The organism is Brevundimonas sp. (assembly GCF_044239655.1).
Classification (GTDB): Bacteria; Pseudomonadota; Alphaproteobacteria; order Caulobacterales; family Caulobacteraceae; genus Brevundimonas.
Genome location: NZ_JBIIAY010000070.1, coordinates 1 through 16,331, shown reverse-complemented (window position 1 = coordinate 16,331; position 16,331 = coordinate 1). Strand labels below are relative to the sequence as shown.

The following is a 16,331-nucleotide window of genomic DNA, read 5'->3' as shown; positions in this document are numbered from 1 at the left end:
GCCTCCGCCGACGCCCTGGCTACCGCCGAGACCGAGGCCGGTGACGCAGACCGAGCGAGCCGCGCCGCCGACGCCGCCGCCGCATCGGCGCGAGAGGCCCGCGCCGGTCTGGCCGCCCGCGCCGAGGCCGCGACCGAGCGACTGACCATCGCCGCCGAGACCGTGCGCGAGACGGCGCAGATGGAGCCCGAGGCGCTGGGCCAGAAGCTGATCGACGACGCCGTCGCCCGTCCGCCCGACGCCGCCGGGGCCGAGAGCCTGTTGTACGGGCTGGAGCGCGAGCGCGAACAGCTGGGCGCCGTCAACCTGCGCGCCGAAGAGGAGGCCGACGAATATTCCGAACGGCTCAACACCATGCGGATCGAGCGGTCGGACCTCACCACCGCCATCGCCCGGCTGAGAGACGGTATCGATGAGCTGAACGCCGAGGGTCGCGAACGGCTGGTCGCCGCCTTCGATATCATCAATGACAACTTCAAGAGCCTGTTCGAGGCCCTGTTCGGCGGCGGTCAGGCCGAGCTGAAACTGGTCGAATCCGACGATCCGCTGGAGGCCGGGCTCGAGATCTTCGCCTGCCCGCCGGGCAAGCGGCTGTCGGTCATGTCGCTGATGAGCGGCGGCGAACAGGCCCTGACTGCGGCGGCGCTGATCTTTGCCGTCTTCCTGGCCAATCCGGCGCCGGTCTGTGTGCTGGACGAGGTCGATGCCCCGCTGGACGACGCCAACGTCGACCGGTTCTGCCGGATGCTGAACGAGATGCGCAACCGCACCGACACCCGCTTCATCGTCATCACCCACAACCCGGTCACCATGAGCCGCATGGACCGGCTGTACGGCGTGACCATGCCGGAACGGGGCGTATCGCAGCTGGTCAGCGTGGACCTGAAACAGGCCGAGACGCTGGTGGCGTGATGGGTGACGACGAGCAGCCGGAATGGGATCAGACGATTGCCGACGCCATGATCGGTGCGGTCGTCTTGATCGGAGTTACGTACGTCCATCCGGAAGCCGATACGCGAGAGCAGATGTACGGGGTCATCGACAGCGTCGATGAGATCGACGGGTTCGAGATTATTCTCAGCGGCGCGCGCGAAGGCGAAACCTACCGCCTGCCCCCCGATCTCCAATCGTTCGAACGGGCGCCGCCGGGCGACTATCGACTTCGATCAACCGGAGAGACCGTCACCGATCCCGAATACATCAGCCAGTGGACAGTCCGGGCACCGGCAAACTGAAGCCACTGAATCCGTCCGGTTCGGACTCCGGCAGGGTTCGACCCTCGCCTCGGTCGGCACGATAGGTTGCGTGGAATACGCTCGCCGGTACTATCCGTCGGATGGATTTCAGACATTTTGATCTCAATCTGATTGTCGTCCTGGACGCCTTGCTCGACGAGCGCAGCGTGACGGGCGCGGCGCGGCGGTTGAAGACCAGCCAGCCGACGGTCAGCTTCTCGCTCCAGAAGCTGCGCGACATCCTTGGCGACCCCCTGTTCATCCGCACGGCCAAGGGGATGGAGCCGACACCCAGGGCCCTGGAGATGAGGGACGCGGTTCGCAGTGTCCTGGCCACCGTCGAAGATCAGCTCCTGTCCGCGCGAACCTTCGACCCCGCCACATCGGACATTCCGGTAACGGTCAGCACCTCCGATGTCGGCGAACTGGTCTTTCTGCCGAAACTTCTACGGCACCTTCGGGCGATCGCGCCGCAGATGACGGTGCGGTCGGTCACCATGGGACCGCAACGCCTGGCCGAGGCCCTGGCGGGGGGGCAGGTCGATCTCGCCCTCGGCTATTTCCCCGACCTCGCCGGCGGCATCTATCAGCAGGGCCTGTTCGAGCATTCGTTCGCCTGCCTGGTGCGGGGCGATCATCCCACCATCGGATCGACCCTCAGCCTGGAGGAATTCATCCAGGCGGAGCATGCCGTGGTCAATGCCGAAGGACGCAGCCAGGAGATCTTCGAGAACGAGATGCAGGCCCGGGGCATCCATCGCCGCATCGCGCTCAGCACCCCCCACTTCATGGGCATGCCCCTGCTCATCGCGACCAGCGACCTGATCGTGACGGTTCCCAAGGCCGTGGCGACGGCCTGGATCGGCCGCGCCAATCTGAAGATGCTCCCTCCGCCGGTCACCGTGCCGCCGATCGCGCTCAAGCAGTTCTGGCATCGCCGCTTCCATGCCGATCCCCGGGGAGTCTGGCTGCGCGGTGTCATCGCGGACCTGTTCATGGGACATGACCCGTCCACGGCCCCGGACTTCGCCGCCGCCCTGGTTTCGGCCCGAGCCGACGCAACGCCCTGACCTCAACGCATCACCCGGACGCTGATCCTCGACACGGTCCGGGCGATCAGGCGGTAGCGACGTCCCTCGGGGCTTCCGCCTTCATGAGGTCCGCCAGCCGGCGGCGCGCCATGTTGCCGCCCGCATCGCTGAGAATATCCACGCGCGGGCGGTCGGGGCTCTGAAGCAGCCTCCGCTGCTGCAGTTCCAGCACCACCTGGTCCTCCCGGAAGGTCGCCGCCGTCTGTTCGAACACAAGGTCAGCGACACCCTCGGTCAGGACGTTCGTCCCGATCGACCAGAAATAGTGGGTCGTCGCTTCCGTCTCCGGCGTGATGCCGTGGAACCCCATCATCGAGAAGCCGTGATCGCGATGCCCGTCGTAGGCACCGGTTCCGACGTCGCAGCCGCCGGTGTGGATGCGCAGCATGACCGGCATGAACTCGATCTCCTGCCAGCGATCGATCCGTCCCGTGAAGCCCCGGGCGGCGACATAGGTCGGTGGCGGCGGCGAGTTCGGCATCCGCCGCTGAACGAAGACCCCGGCCGCCGTCCGCCGGGTCTCCATCTCGGCGCGGAAATGGGTGTCGGGATCGCCGCCGATCGTATGGGGGTGGATGTAGGGCAGGTGCGACAGGTCCATGAGGTTGTCGATCAGCAGCTGCCAGTTGCCGTTCACCTCGTAGTGGGCGCTGCGCCAGGCCCATGCCGGATCGCTGTGCCAGGGATGCCGGGGAATGGCGGCCGGATCGGCCTTTTCGACATCGCCCATCCAGATCCAGATCGCCGCATCCTGTTCGACGACCGGATAGCTGCGGACGCGGGCCTTCGGCGGGATCAGGTCCTGGCACGGCACTTTGATGCAGGTTCCGTCGGCCGCGAACTCCAGACCGTGGTAGGCGCAGCGGATCGCCTCGCCCGCGACCTGTCCCGCCGACAAAGGCACCGAGCGGTGCGCGCAGCGATCCTCCAGAGCGACGGCCTGTCCCGTCTCCGTCCTGAACAGGACGACGGGCTGGTCGAGAAAGGTCCGCGCCTGGCTCGCGCTCACGGCCAGATCGGCAGACCAGCCCGCAACGTACCAGGCGTTGTAGAGAAACATCGTCCGCTTCCGCCCCAGTTCTTATCTGGCCGCGAAGATAGCGCCGACTGATCCATCGGAAAATCCGAAGTTATAGATACTACAAATCTACAAAACCGATACTGCGCAGCGCCATAAGCGGCCGGATCATCCCTGATCCATCGCCGTCTCCGCCTCCCGGAACGCCGCCATCTGGGCCTCCAGGGCCCGCTGGAAGGCCGGTCTCGCCTCGGCCCGCGCGACATAGGCGGCCAGTTTCGGATAGTCGGCGAGAATGTCGGTGTGGCGCAGGTCGCGCAGGACGTGGGTCATGATGATGTCGGCGGCGCTGAAGCGGTCGGCGGCGAACCAGTCCTGGTCGCCGAGCGCGGTCTGGAGTTCGGCCAGCCGCTTGCGCAGGAAGGTCTCGACCTCGGGGCGGCGTTCCTGGCCCCACGCGCTGTCGGCGGCGAACAGGTCGATGGTGGCCAGTTGGCCGACCCAGGGCTCGATGGTGTTGGAGGCGGCGAACAGCCAGCAGGTCACCTCAGCCCGGCCCGCCTCGTCGGTCGGCATCAGGGCCTGCGACTTGCCCGCGATATGCAGCACGATGGCGCAGCTTTCAAAGATGGCCACCTCGCCGTCGCGATAGGCGGGCACCTGGCCGAACGGCTGTTTCGCGCGATAGTCGGGCGAGGCCTGATCCTCGAACCCGATCAGGTCGGCGTCATAGGCGATGCCCGCCTCCTCCAGAGCCCAGCGGACCCGCAGATCGCGCACCGACCCCTGCGCAAACGGCGGCACCCATTTGAAGGCGGTGACCTGGACCATGGCGGCGCTCCTCATTCCGGCTGGATATTGATAGCCTTCCCATTGGAAAGGACCAAGCATGGCCAGACCCGCCTCCACCGTCGACGACTGGCTGAACGCCCTCGACGTCCCGACCCGCGCGGGCATCGACACCCTGCGCGCCGTCGTCCGCGCCGCCGATCCCGGCCTGACGGAAGAAATCAAGTGGAACGCGCCCAGCTATGCCCACGGCGGGCGCGACCGGGTCACCCTGGGGATCGAGGCGAAGGGGGGATACAGGATCGTGCTGCACCGGGGAGCCGCGACCCGGGATGTCGCCGGCTTTCGCTTCGACGATCCGGGCCGGCTGGCCGTCTGGCCTTCGCCGGACCGGGGTGTCGTCCGTCTGGCCGATCAGGCTGCGATCGAGGCCGGGACGCCCGAACTGACCGGACTGATTGCGCGCTGGATCGCCGCAACGGCCTGATTGCCTCACGCCGGACATCCTTGAGGTTTCATGCTATGGTCGCCATCTGACCTGACGAAACTGCCCGCCAGAGCCCCTCATGTACGAAACGCCCGACCAGGATATCGAGACCTTCACCCGGTCGAGCGCGATCCGCATCTATAATGCGGACGATTTCGAGGGCATGCGGATCGCAGGGCGGCTGGTCGCCGAGGCGCTGGACATGATCGTGCCCTACGTCGTGCCGGGCGTGACCACGGGCGAGCTGGACGACCGGATCCGCGAATACACCCTGGACCGGGGCGGGCTGCCCGCCTGCCTGGGCTACAAGGGCTATGCGAAGACGGTCTGCACCTCGATCAACCACGTGGTCTGTCACGGCATCCCGGGCGACCGGGTGCTGAAGGACGGCGACATCGTCAACATCGACCACACCGTCATCGTCGACGGCTGGCATGGCGACTCCAGCCGGATGTATGCGGTGGGCGACATCAATCCGCGTGCGAAGAAGCTGATCGACGTCACCTATGAGTCCATCGCCCTGGGCCTGGCCCAGGTGAAGCCCGGCGCCACCTTCGGCGACATCGGCTTCGCCATCCAGCGCCACGTCGAGGCGGCGCGGATGAGCGTCGTGCGCGACTTCTGCGGCCACGGCATCGGCCGCATCTTCCACGACAGCCCCAACGTCCTGCACTATGGCAGGAAGAACGAGGGCGCGGTGCTGAAGCCCGGCATGTGTTTCACCGTCGAGCCCATGGTCAATCTGGGCAAGCCCCATGTGAAGGTGCTGTCCGACGGCTGGACCGCCGTCACGCGCGACAAGTCCCTGTCGGCCCAGTGCGAGCACACCGTCGGCGTCACCGAGGACGGGGTCGAGATCTTCTCCGCCAGCCCCGCCGGCCTGTTCCGCCCGAACTGATGCGGACCCTTACGGGTCTGGCCTTCGTCGCGGCCGTGGGACTGTCACTGCCCGTCGCCGCCCGGACTGCTGAGCCCTCGCCCGCCCCCGAGCACGGCTTCGTCCTGACCGGGGCCGGCCGGTTCGCGATTCTGGCCGACCAGATGACCATCGTCCGTGACGGCGACACCGTCACGATGCGGGCGTTTCAGGTCACCGAGCCGGGCTTCACCGCCGGGGGGCATACCTATTGGGGCGGCTGGTCGAAGTGGCGGTTCGACTGTGTCGGCATGACCGCCGACCGACTGGACTTCGCCTCGGTGCGCGAGGGCGGCGTCGAGGGCCCGACCACGCCGGACACCGCCCCGGCCTATCATGCCGACCCCGGTGGAGACGCGGCCGAACTCCTGGCCGTGGCCTGTTCGACCGACGCCCGGTCGCCAGATGTCTTCACGCTGGAAGAGGCGGTCACGCTGGGACGGGCGGCTCTGGCGGGCGAACTGGATCAGCCGCGCTGAGGCGATCGAGGTCCAACCGATCCCTGGGCAGGGCCTCCGGGCATTCGTCGCGCATGAAGGCCATCAGCTTCTCGCGGATCTCGCAGCGCAGATCGAAGGCCACCGGCGCCGACCGGGCGCTGGCCAGGCAGCGGACCTGCATGACGCGTTCGGTGATGTCGGTGACCTGCATCACCTGCACGTCGCCGTCCCACAGGACCGAGGCCCGCACGATCCGCTCGAACGCCTCGCGCAGCCGGTCGATCGGCGCCTCGTAGTCGACGTAGAACATGGCCGTGCCGATCAGCCGGGCGTTCTCCCGTGTCCAGTTCTGGAACGGCTTGGCGATGAAATAGGACAGGGGCAGGACCATCCGGCGCCAGTCCCACAACTTGACCACCACATAGGTGGAGGTGATCTCCTCCACATTGCCCCACTCCCCCTCGACGATGATGGCGTCGTCGATGCGGATGGGCTGGGTCAGGGCGATCTGGATGCCGGCGACCATGTTCGTCAGGATCGGTTGCAGGGCCAGACCGGCGATGATCCCCACCACCCCCGCCGAGGCCAGCAGGCTGACCCCCCACTGGCGGAAACCGGAAATGGTCATCAGGGCCAGGCCGACCGTGACGATGAACAGCAGCACCTTGGCCACCCTTTGCAGGATACGGCTCTGGGTCAGATGCTTGCGCGCGATCAGGTTGTCCTCGACCGCCATGTTGAACTTCTTCAGATGCACTGCGGTCCACATGTCGAGGACACCGGACGCCAGCCAGCCCAGCGCCAGGATCCAGGCGAACAGGAGGACGCTGCGGACCTGTTGCGACGGGGCGGGATCCAGCGGCGAGACGCTGACCCCGATGCCGATGCCGATGATGATGACCAGCACCCTCAGCTTGGCCCGCGCCCGCTCGACCACCCCGCGCCAGAAGACGTCCCGGTTCCGGACCACGCGCCGCAGGATCGCGAAGACCAGGGCATGGGTGATCCAGCCCACGCCGACGAAGGCCGCCAGCACCAGCACAATCACCGCCCATTCGGGCAGCCAGTCGAACTGCCGCCACAGGCGGGTGGTCTCGGCCGTCAGGTCGGAAATGAAGGGGGGCATGGGTAGGGTAACGCACCACGGCCAAGGTTGTTCGCAGACTCGGTATCTGGCACCGGTGAGGTAGGCAAGCGACGCGCCAAGATCGGCACGTCGCTCCCCCAACTACTGTAGTTTATCGAAAGCGTACTTCACGATTTCCAGCATCACATGGAAGCCAAACCCGATTGCTGGGCCGACCACGAGCGAGCGGACGTCGCGAGGACGAAAATGGTGCCTAGCCATAACGCATCTCCAACGATGTGATTGATTACAGTCCGGCCTCAAGGCCAGATTCAATATCTCAGGCCCTCAAGGGCCAGATACCCGCTGCTTGACGATCCGCTAAGTCTTCAACTGGCAGCGACTATGCTGTGAAGAAAGACTGCATCAGGACGCAGCAAAGGTACCATCTCACCGCTGCTTGACGATCCGCGGGGTCTTCGACTGGCAGTATTTACACTGTGACGAAAGACTGCTTCAGGATGCAGCGATTCAAGCTTAGACGATTCGAGTTTCGATAGCAAACATCTCGGCGGAGTGAATGTGCCCACCGTTACTGCGTCATGCGAGACCAATAGCAGTTACTTCCACCATATCCGCCAGCCTGCGCGCCGCATCGGGGATGGCCACCGATCGGGCCGCCGCGCTCATCGTCGCCAGCCGCGCCGGGTCGGACAATAGCGGCAGCAGCGCCGCCGTCAGACTTTCCACCGTCACGTCATCCTCTGCAATCACCACCGCCGCGCCGACATCGGTCAGAGCCTTCGCATTCAGGGTCTGGTGGTCGTCGGTGGCGATCTTGAGCGGGATCAGGACGGACGGCAGGGCGGCGACGGCCAGTTCGGCGCAGGTCGAGGCCCCGGCACGACCGACGACCAGATGCGCCTGCGACAGCCGCCCGGCCATGTCGCGGAAGAAGGGCGCGACCTCGGCCTGGATGCCGGCCTCCAGATAGATCTGCTGTGCGGTCTCCAGCGTCTCGGGCCGGGACTGCTGCTGGACACGCAGGCGGACGCGCAAGGCTTCTGGCAGGGCGGCCAGCGCCCGGGGCGTCGTCTCCGACAGGATGCGGGCCCCCTGACTGCCGCCCGTGACCAGCACATGGATCGGCCCGTCGGCGGTCGGCGGCAAATAGGCACGGTCGAACAGGGCGCCGATCTCGGCCCGGACGGGACTGCCGACCACCTCGGCCTGCATGCCTTCGGGTGCCCGCTTCAGGGTCGGAAAGGACGAGGCGATCCGGCCGACACGCCCGGCCAGCAGCCGGTTGGTGCGGCCCAGCACCGCGTTCTGTTCATGGATGACGGTCGGCGTGCCCCGGCTGATCGCAGCGATCAGGGCGGGCGCGGACGGATAGCCGCCGAAGCCGACGACCACGCCGGCATCCAGCCGCCTGAAGGCCTTCCTCGCCTGAACCACCCCCCGCGCGATGGCGATCCCGGCCTTCAGCAGGGCGACAGGGCCCGAGCCGGTGGCGGTGTCGAGATACAGTTTCTCCTCGGCCGGAAAGTTCGCGGCATACTGTTCGCCCCGATGGTCGGTGGCCAGGACCACGCGCCAGCCGCGCGACGCCATCTCTCGGGCCAGGGCCTCGGCGGGAAACATATGACCCCCGGTACCCCCGCCGGCGACGATGCAGACTTTGGACGGCATGGACGCTCTCTCATCTTCCTTCTCCCCTTGCGGGAGAAGGTGGCTCGCGGAGCGAGACGGATGAGGGGTCTCACGGAACCGTCCGTCTGCTTGCCGAGCCCTCACTCAGAAGCCGGCGTGACCCCTCATCCGTCAGGCTTCGCCTGCCACCTTCTCCCGCAAGGGGAGAAGGATTTCTACGGCAAAATCCGGCGGCGGTCCTGCAAGGTCACCCCCGGCTCATAGGCCCCCGGCCTCCGCCGGGTCAGGGCGAGCGCCAGCCCCATCGTCAACCCCATGGCCAGCATCGACGACCCGCCGTAGCTGATGAAGGGCAGGGTCATCCCCTTGGTCGGGATCAGGTTCAAGTTCACCGCCACATTGATCGAGGCCTGTAGCCCGATAAGGACGAACAGCCCCGCCGCCGCCGTCTGCTCGAAGGGGTCGTTCAGCTTCATGGCCCGGCGCATCCCGCGCACCACGATGAAGGCATACAGACCGATCATGGCCAGGCTCAGCATCAGGCCGAACTCCTCGGCCCCGACCGAATAGATGAAGTCGGTGTGCAGATCGGGCACGTGGCGCTTCATGACGCCCTCCCCCACCCCGCGCCCGACCAGACCGCCGGCGCTGATGGCCTCGCTGGCACGGTCGATCTGGTGGGTGTCGGTGGTCTCGGGGTTGGTGAAGCGGCTGAGGCGGTCGCGCATGTGGCCGAACATGAAATACAGCGACACCACGCCTCCGGCGGCGGCGGCGGCGAGTACCGCCATCCACTTCAGCGGCACCCCGGCCATGAAGAAGACGCACATGAAGGTGGTGGTGATCAGCAGGGTCTGGCCGATGTCCGGCTGGATCAGCAGCAGACCGACCGTCAGGGCCCAGAAGCCGAAGGCGATGCTGACCCCGGGCACCCCCTCCCCCTTCTGGCCTTCGGCGAACATCCAGGCGGCGAAGACGATCAAACTGGGCTTGGCGAACTCACTGGGTTGCAGGCTGAAGGGCCCCAGGTTGATCCAGCGCGCAGCCCCCTTCACCTCGTCGCCGATGAAGGGCAGCGCCGCCATGACGACGATGGCCCCCAGCAGGCTCAGGACGGCGATCCGCCTGACCCCGCGCGGCGACAGCAGCGACATGGTCAGCATGGCCCCCGCACCGCCGGTCGCCCAGACGATCATCCGCCAGGAATAGTGGAAGGGATCCGAGATCGACTCGTCGGCCAGGATGGCGGCGGGCGAGGACGCAAAGCTCAGCGCCACCCCGAACGCCATCAAAGTCAGGGCCGCACCCAGCAGGCCGCGATCCACCGTCCAGAACCACTGGGCGATCGGGCTCTGGTCGTTGCGCGAAAAGGCCGGGTTATAGGCCGGGCGATAGGGCTCTGCGGTCATGGTTTCCCATTCATGAACGCAAAGGGGTAGCGCCTTGGTTAAGAACCGCCGCCCGGAATGCCTCTCCGCGCGCCTCGAAGTCGGGATACTGGTCGAAACTCGCGCAGGCCGGGGACAACAGCACGATCTGATCGCCCCCGGCCGCCTGGGCATCGGCGGCGGCGGCGGTCACGGCGGCTTCCATGGTGCCGGTGATGACGTGCGGCGTGTCGCCCAGAGTCGCGGCGAACTCCTCGGCGGACTGGCCGATCAGATAGGCCCTGGTCACGCGCGGAAACAGATCGGACAGGTCGTCGATGCCGCCGTCCTTGGGCACCCCCCCGGCGATCCAGAAGACGGACGGATAGGACGACAGGGCCTGTCTCGCCGCATCGGCATTGGTGGCCTTGGAGTCGTTGACGAAGCGGACGGCCCCGAGCTGGGCGACGGTCTCCATGCGGTGGGCGAGACCGGGGAAGGTCATCAGGCCCTCGACGGCGGCGTCATGCGGGACGCCGAGCGCGCGGGCGGCGGCGTAGGCGAAGGCGGCGTTCTGGGCGTTGTGACGGCCGGGGAGCGAGCGCGCTGGGGCGAGGTCGGCGATGGCGACGCCGTCGGCGACGAGCTTGCCGCCGGTGGCATCGACGATGATGAACCGACCGGCGTCGAAGGCGGGCTGCTGGTCCGGCAGGCGAGCGGCGATTTTTGCCACAGGGACGCCGCCGGTGGGATCGACGAACTCGGGCGGGGTGCGGGTCGTGATGGTCGAGACCCGGAGACGCCGGTCGTTCAGGGCGTTGACGGTCTTCCAGCCCCAGTCGTCGTCCACCCCGATCAGGGCGACCTTGTCCGGCGTCATGACCTGGAATAGCCGCCGCTTGGCCGCGACATAGCCCTCCATGCCGCCGTGCCGGTCCAGATGGTCGGGCGAGACGTTGGTCAGGATCGCCACGTCCGGCGCGAAACTGGTGGTCAGATCCAGCTGGTACGACGAGGTCTCGACCACATAGACCTCGACCTCGGCGGGGGCCGGAAGGGCCAGGACGCCGATGCCGATGTTGCCGCCGATCGCGACCTTGAGCCCCGCCTGTTTCAGCACCCAGCCGATCAGGGCCGTGGTCGTCGACTTGCCGTTGGTGCCGGTGATGGCGACGACACGAGGCCGGAGCGACGCCGGGACCGTGTCGATGGCGCGGGCGAACAGTTCGATGTCGCCGATGACAGGCACGCCCGCCGCCCTGGCCTTCTCGACCGTCCAGTGCGGCTTGGGATGGGTCAGGGGCGCGCCCGGCGACAGCACCAGCGCCGCGAAGGCGGACCAGTCGGCGGTGGTCAGGTCCTCGACCGCGAACCCTTCGGCCTCGGCCTGCATGCGGCCCGAGACCCCGTCGTCCCACAGGATGGGCGTCGCCCCGCCGGCCTGAAGCGCCCGCGCCGCCGTGATCCCGGATCGGCCCAGGCCGAAGACGGCGACGCGGCGACCCTGGAATCCGGGAACGGCGATCATCGCGTCAGCGGAGCTTCAGGGTCGCCAGCCCGAGCAGGGCCAGCATGGCGGCGACGATCCAGAAGCGGATCACGACCGTCGATTCCGGCCAGCCCAGCTTCTCGAAATGGTGGTGGATCGGCGCCATCAGGAAGATGCGCCGCTTGGTCAGCTTGAAATAGCCGACCTGGATCATGACCGAGGCCGCCTCGATGACGAACAGGCCGCCGACGATGCCCAGCACCAGTTCGTGCTTGGTGGCCACCGCCATCGATCCCAGAGCCCCGCCGAGCGCCAGCGAACCGGTGTCGCCCATGAAGATCTTGGCCGGCGGGGCGTTATACCACAGGAAGCCCACGCCCCCGCCGATGATGGCCGCGCAGAAGATCGCCAGCTCGCCCGCGCCCGGCACATGGTGGACGCCCAGATAGTCCGAGAAGATGAAGTTGCCGACCAGATAGGTGATGATCCCGAACGCCGCCGCCGCCATCATCACCGGCACGATCGCCAGCCCGTCCAGCCCGTCGGTCAGGTTCACCGCGTTGGAGAAACCGACGATCGTGAAGGCCGCGAAGGCCACGTAGAACCAGCCCACGTTCAGCAGCACGTCCTTGAAGAACGGGAAGGCGATCGAGGTCTCCAGCCCCGGCGAGGTCGGCGACTGGGTCATCCACAGCACGGTCAGGACGCCCGCGATCACCGCGATGACGACCTGGGCCAGCAGCTTCTGTTTCGACGTCAGCCCGGCCGAGGTCTGTTTCGTGACCTTGGCATAGTCGTCGACGAAGCCCAGCACCCCGAAGGCCGCCGTCACGAAGCTGACGATCCAGATATAGGGGTTGGTCAGGTCGCCCCACAGGAAGACCGCGACGCCGATGCCGGCCAGGATCATCAGCCCGCCCATGGTGGGTGTGCCGACCTTGGACAGGTGGCTGACGGGGCCGTCCTCGCGGATCGGCTGGCCCTTGCCCTGTTTGGCGCGGATCCAGTTGATGAAGCGCGACCCCATGGCCACCGCCACGATCATCGCCGTCGCCATGGCCAGCGCCACCCGCACCGTCTGGTACTGGATCAGGTGAAGGAGCGGATAGTCCTTCGCGACGTCGGCGAACTGGAGATAGAGCAGATAGAACATGGATATCCCCTAGCGCGTCGTATCCAGCGCGGCCAAGGCCTTCGCGACCAGCGACGCTTTCGACCCGTTCGATCCCTTGACCATGACGATGTCGCCGTAGGCGGCCAGATCGGCGGCCTGCTGTGCCAGTTCGGCGGCAGTCTCGGTCCAGACGCCGCGGCGGCTTTCCGGCAGGGCGTCGTACAGATGGCGCATCTGCGGGCCCGCCGCGTGGGCCAGATCGAGCCCGGCGGCATCTATGGTCTCGGCCAGCCCGGCGTGCAGGTTCACCGACTGATCGCCCAGCTCCAGCATGTCGGTCAGGACCACGATCCGCCGCCCGCCCGTCCGCACCGGCCGTGCGCCGAGGCTCAGGAACCCCGCCCGCATCGACAGGGGATTGGCGTTGTAGCTTTCGTCGATCAGGGTGAAGGTCCCATGCGGCCCGTTTACCGAGCGGATTTCGCCGCGCCCGGCCAGGGGCTGGAAGGTCGCCAGGGCCTCGAACGCCGTCTCGACCGGCACGTCCAGCGCCTCCAGCATCAGGATGACGGCCAGGGAGTTCAGGCCCCAGTGGAAGCCCGATTGCTTGAGCGTGAACACATGGGTCCGCCCCTGGATGTCGGCGGTGACCCGAGCCCCTTCCGGACCGGGCACGAAGTCTAGCAGCCGCGCATCCTGTTCAGGTCCGGACCCGAACTGGGCGATCCGCGCGCCCTGACGCAGGGCGCTCTCGCGCAGCATGTCGACCCAGGGATTGTCGCCGTTGATCACCGCGACGCCGCCGGGGCCCAGCCCCTGAAAGATCGCCGCCTTCTCGCGCGCCACCCCGGTCTCGCCGTCGGAGAAGCCCTCGATATGGACCGGGCCGACCGTGGTGACACAGGCGGCGTGGGGCAGGACCATCTTCGACAGGGGTGCGATCTCGCCCGGCGCATTCATGCCGATCTCGAACACCGCCCGCTCGGTGTCACGCGGCATCCGGGCGAGCGTCAGGGGCACGCCGATATGGTTGTTGTAGCTCTTGATCGAGGCGTGGGCGGGCCCGGCCAGATCCAGGCCCGCCTTGATCGCCTGGGTCACGCTGGTCTTGCCGACGCTGCCGGTCACGGCGCCACGCCGCACCTGGGGGGCGCGATCACGGGCGGCGGCACCCAGTGCCTCCAGCCCTCTCAGCGTGTCTGGAACGATCACGTGCGGCCCGCCCTCGATGGCGTGTTCGACCAAAGCCCCGGCAGCCCCTGCGGTGAAGGCGGAGGCCGCGAACTCGTGCCCGTCCCGCGCGCCCTTCAGCGCCAGGAACAGGTCTCCGGGGGCGATCTCGCGGCTGTTGTAGGTGATGCCATGGACGTCGAAGTCGCCGCCTTTGAGGCGGCCGCCGGTGGCGTCGGCGATCTCGGCCGCAGTCCACAGCGGCGGGGTCGTGTCAGGCATGAATGCTCAGGGCTTCGGCGGCTTCGGTGGCGTCGTCGAAGGGGTGGGTCACCCCGGCGACGATCTGACCCTGCTCATGCCCTTTTCCGGCGATGACCACCACATCTCCGTCGCGCATCGTCGAAATCGCGTGGCGGATGGCCTCGCGGCGGTCGCCGATCTCCAGCGCATCGGGGCAGCCCTTCCGGACATCCGCCCGGATCGCCGAGGCCTTCTCCGAGCGAGGGTTGTCGTCGGTGACGATGGCGATGTCGGCCAGCCGCCCGGCGATGGCACCCATCAGGGGTCGCTTGCCCCGGTCCCGATCCCCGCCCGCGCCGAACACCACGATCAGCCGTCCCGTCGCATGGGGCCGCAGTGCCGTCAGCACGGTCTCCAGCCCGTCGGGCGTGTGGGCATAGTCGACATAGACCTCGCCGCCCCGGTCGCCCCCGGCCACCCGCTGCAACCGCCCGGCCGCGCCCGTCAGTCCCTCGAGCGCACCCAGAACCCGGTCGGCGCTTTCGCCCGCCGCGATGCACAGCCCCGCCGCGACCAGAGCGTTCGAGGCCTGAAACGCGCCGGCGAGCGGCAACAGGATGTCGTGGACCTGGCCGCGCACATCGATCGACAGGCGCTGCCCTTCGGGCGTCGCCGTCCGGCCGATCAGGGCCAGGTCGCGACCGCGCTGGCCCACGCCCATGATGCCGAGACCGGACATGATGCTGGCCGAGGCGAAGCTGGAATAGTGATCCGAGTCCGCGTTGAGTACGGCGGTCCGGCCGCGCGCCAGCAGGGTCTCGAACAGCCGCAGCTTGGCGTTGCGATAGGACTCCATCGTACCGTGATAGTCTAGGTGGTCCTGGCTCAGGTTGGTAAAGCCCGCGGCCTTCAGCGACACCCCGTCCAGCCGCCGCTGATCGACGCCGTGCGACGACGCCTCCAGCGCCAGGTGCGTGACCCCCTTCCGGGCCAGTTCGGCCATCAGCCGGGCCGCGTCGGCGGCATCGGGGCTGGTCAGGCCTGCGCCCGTCAATGTGTAGGTCTTGTCGCCCTTCTGGCCGACGACGCCCAGGGTGCCCATGCTGGCGGACTTGAGCCCCAGCGACGCCCAGATCTGGCGACAGAAGGTGGCGACCGAGGTCTTGCCGTTGGTGCCGGTGACGGCGACGCAGTTGGCCGGCTGGGCCCCATAGAAGCTGCGCGCCGCCAGCGCATAGGCCCGGCGCACATCGCCCGAAGTGACCAGCACGGGCGCGGCACCTTCCGGCGTATCGGCGGGGGCCAGTACGGCGGCGGCACCCAGCGCCAGGGCCTGGGGGATGAAGGCCCGGCCGTCGGCGGCGCTGCCCGGCAGGGCGACGAACAGCGAGCCCGGCGCGACCTTGCGGCTGTCGGCCGTCACGCCCGTGATGATCGGGTCGGAGGACACGTCGCGGCGCAGCAGGTCGGACAGGTGAATCCTGGGTGGCGTGGCGGCGGTCATCGTCCGTCACCCTCCACGTCTTCAAACGCCGGGACCTTCTCGCCCAGCGCGTCGCGCCAGGCGTCGGCACCGCGCTGGACGCCCAGGAAGGGCGCGATCCGGGCGGCAATCCGGCCCACGGCAGGCGCCGCGACGAAGCCGCCGGTGCGCGGATAGGTCTGGGGCTCGTCCATCAGGATCAGGATCGAATAGCGCCGCGTGTTGATCGGCCCGTCGGTCGGGAAGACGGCGGCGAAGGTGCCGACCGCGTGGCTGGCCTGATAGCGCCCGTTCACCAGCTTGTTGGCCGAGCCGGTCTTGCCTCCGACCCTCAGGCCCGGCGCATCGGCCCGGGTGCCCGAGCCGTTGACGACGTTCCGCCGCATCAGGTCCAGCATGGTCAGGGAGGTCTGTTCCGAGATCACCCGGCGCGGCTCGACATTGGGCGCGCCCCCTTTTCTCAGGCTCAGCGGGACATAGCGGCCGCCGTTGGTCAGGGCCCCCATGGCCGCCGACATCTGGGCCGGAGTGATCGAGATGCCGTAGCCGAACGACAGGGACGCCAGGGTGGTGTCGGACCACTCGCGCGGGCGGATCGGACGGGCCGATTCGCGCAACTCTATCGGCGCCTTGGCCAGAAGGCCGAAGCGGGTGAAATAGTCCCGCATCACGTCGCCGCCCATGCCGATGGCCAGCTGCGTCGTGCCGATGTTGGACGAGTGCAGATAGACCTCTTCCAGCGACAACACCCGGTTGGTGGCGTGGAAATC

15 protein-coding genes and 1 pseudogene are annotated in these 16,331 nt (G+C 67.7%); 6 read left to right on the top strand and 10 right to left on the bottom strand.

What is annotated here, in order from left to right; all coding sequences use genetic code 11:
- The 3 genes and pseudogenes from ACILQR_RS10505 to ACILQR_RS10495 all read left to right on the top strand — a co-directional run.
- Nucleotides 1–912: pseudogene (locus tag ACILQR_RS10505) on the top strand (chromosome segregation protein SMC); the annotation flags it as partial.
- A complete protein-coding gene (locus ACILQR_RS10500) occupies nucleotides 909–1,235 on the top strand; it encodes a hypothetical protein (RefSeq protein ID WP_395651375.1) in 327 nt (108 codons plus the stop codon). The pseudogene ACILQR_RS10505 and the gene ACILQR_RS10500, both read left to right, overlap by 4 nt.
- 101 nt (nucleotides 1,236–1,336) lie before the next feature.
- A complete protein-coding gene (locus ACILQR_RS10495; RefSeq protein WP_395651374.1) occupies nucleotides 1,337–2,305 on the top strand; it encodes a LysR family transcriptional regulator in 969 nt (322 codons plus the stop codon).
- Nucleotides 2,306–2,351: 46 nt separating this feature from the next.
- On the opposite strand, the gene ACILQR_RS10490 is transcribed toward ACILQR_RS10495, so the two are convergent.
- Together ACILQR_RS10490 and ACILQR_RS10485 are read right to left on the bottom strand one after the other, a co-directional pair.
- A complete protein-coding gene (locus tag ACILQR_RS10490) occupies nucleotides 2,352–3,386 on the bottom strand; it encodes a Rieske 2Fe-2S domain-containing protein (RefSeq protein WP_395651373.1) in 1,035 nt (344 codons plus the stop codon).
- A 126-nt stretch (nucleotides 3,387–3,512) separates the two neighbouring features.
- Nucleotides 3,513–4,175, bottom strand: a complete 663-nt coding sequence (locus ACILQR_RS10485) for a glutathione S-transferase family protein (protein ID WP_395651372.1) — start codon at nucleotides 4,173–4,175, stop codon at nucleotides 3,513–3,515.
- A 58-nt stretch (nucleotides 4,176–4,233) separates the two neighbouring features.
- On the opposite strand from ACILQR_RS10485, the gene ACILQR_RS10480 reads away from it, so the two are divergent.
- The 3 genes from ACILQR_RS10480 to ACILQR_RS10470 all read left to right on the top strand — a co-directional run bounded on the left by ACILQR_RS10480 (nucleotide 4,234) and on the right by ACILQR_RS10470 (nucleotide 6,015).
- Nucleotides 4,234–4,620, top strand: a complete 387-nt coding sequence (locus tag ACILQR_RS10480; protein ID WP_395651371.1) for a DUF1801 domain-containing protein — start codon at nucleotides 4,234–4,236, stop codon at nucleotides 4,618–4,620.
- A 79-nt stretch (nucleotides 4,621–4,699) separates the two neighbouring features.
- Nucleotides 4,700–5,518: a type I methionyl aminopeptidase gene (gene map / locus ACILQR_RS10475; RefSeq protein WP_292152043.1), complete on the top strand. Its 819-nt coding sequence runs from the start codon at nucleotides 4,700–4,702 to the stop codon at nucleotides 5,516–5,518.
- Nucleotides 5,518–6,015: a hypothetical protein gene (locus ACILQR_RS10470; RefSeq protein WP_395651370.1), complete on the top strand. Its 498-nt coding sequence runs from the start codon at nucleotides 5,518–5,520 to the stop codon at nucleotides 6,013–6,015. Before map ends, ACILQR_RS10470 begins: the two co-directional genes overlap by 1 nt.
- On the opposite strand, the gene ACILQR_RS10465 is transcribed toward ACILQR_RS10470, so the two are convergent.
- From ACILQR_RS10465 to ACILQR_RS10430, 8 genes are all read right to left on the bottom strand, one after another.
- Nucleotides 5,966–7,102, bottom strand: coding sequence for a mechanosensitive ion channel family protein (locus ACILQR_RS10465; RefSeq protein ID WP_395651369.1), 1,137 nt, complete (start codon nucleotides 7,100–7,102; stop codon nucleotides 5,966–5,968). The two genes, ACILQR_RS10470 and ACILQR_RS10465, sit on opposite strands and share 50 nt — an antisense overlap.
- Nucleotides 7,103–7,642: 540 nt before the next feature.
- On the bottom strand, nucleotides 7,643–8,734 hold the full coding sequence (gene murG, locus ACILQR_RS10460; RefSeq protein WP_395651368.1) for an undecaprenyldiphospho-muramoylpentapeptide beta-N-acetylglucosaminyltransferase: 1,092 nt from the start codon (nucleotides 8,732–8,734) through the stop codon (nucleotides 7,643–7,645).
- A 176-nt stretch (nucleotides 8,735–8,910) separates the two neighbouring features.
- The gene (ftsW, locus tag ACILQR_RS10455; protein ID WP_395651367.1) at nucleotides 8,911–10,104 is read right to left on the bottom strand and encodes a putative lipid II flippase FtsW; all 1,194 of its coding nucleotides are present in this window, start codon (nucleotides 10,102–10,104) and stop codon (nucleotides 8,911–8,913) included.
- Nucleotides 10,105–10,114: 10 nt separating this feature from the next.
- Nucleotides 10,115–11,590: a UDP-N-acetylmuramoyl-L-alanine--D-glutamate ligase gene (gene murD, locus ACILQR_RS10450; RefSeq protein WP_395651366.1), complete on the bottom strand. Its 1,476-nt coding sequence runs from the start codon at nucleotides 11,588–11,590 to the stop codon at nucleotides 10,115–10,117.
- A 4-nt stretch (nucleotides 11,591–11,594) separates the two neighbouring features.
- Entirely contained in the window at nucleotides 11,595–12,704 is a 1,110-nt protein-coding gene (mraY, locus tag ACILQR_RS10445; protein ID WP_395651365.1) for a phospho-N-acetylmuramoyl-pentapeptide-transferase, read from the bottom strand.
- 9 nt (nucleotides 12,705–12,713) lie between these two features.
- Nucleotides 12,714–14,117, bottom strand: a complete 1,404-nt coding sequence (gene murF, locus ACILQR_RS10440; RefSeq protein WP_395651364.1) for a UDP-N-acetylmuramoyl-tripeptide--D-alanyl-D-alanine ligase — start codon at nucleotides 14,115–14,117, stop codon at nucleotides 12,714–12,716.
- On the bottom strand, nucleotides 14,110–15,582 hold the full coding sequence (locus ACILQR_RS10435; protein WP_395651363.1) for a UDP-N-acetylmuramoyl-L-alanyl-D-glutamate--2,6-diaminopimelate ligase: 1,473 nt from the start codon (nucleotides 15,580–15,582) through the stop codon (nucleotides 14,110–14,112). Before ACILQR_RS10435 ends, murF begins: the two co-directional genes overlap by 8 nt.
- A partial coding sequence (locus tag ACILQR_RS10430; RefSeq protein ID WP_395651362.1) for a penicillin-binding transpeptidase domain-containing protein occupies nucleotides 15,579–16,331 on the bottom strand: 753 nt, incomplete at its 5' end. The genes ACILQR_RS10430 and ACILQR_RS10435, both read right to left, overlap by 4 nt.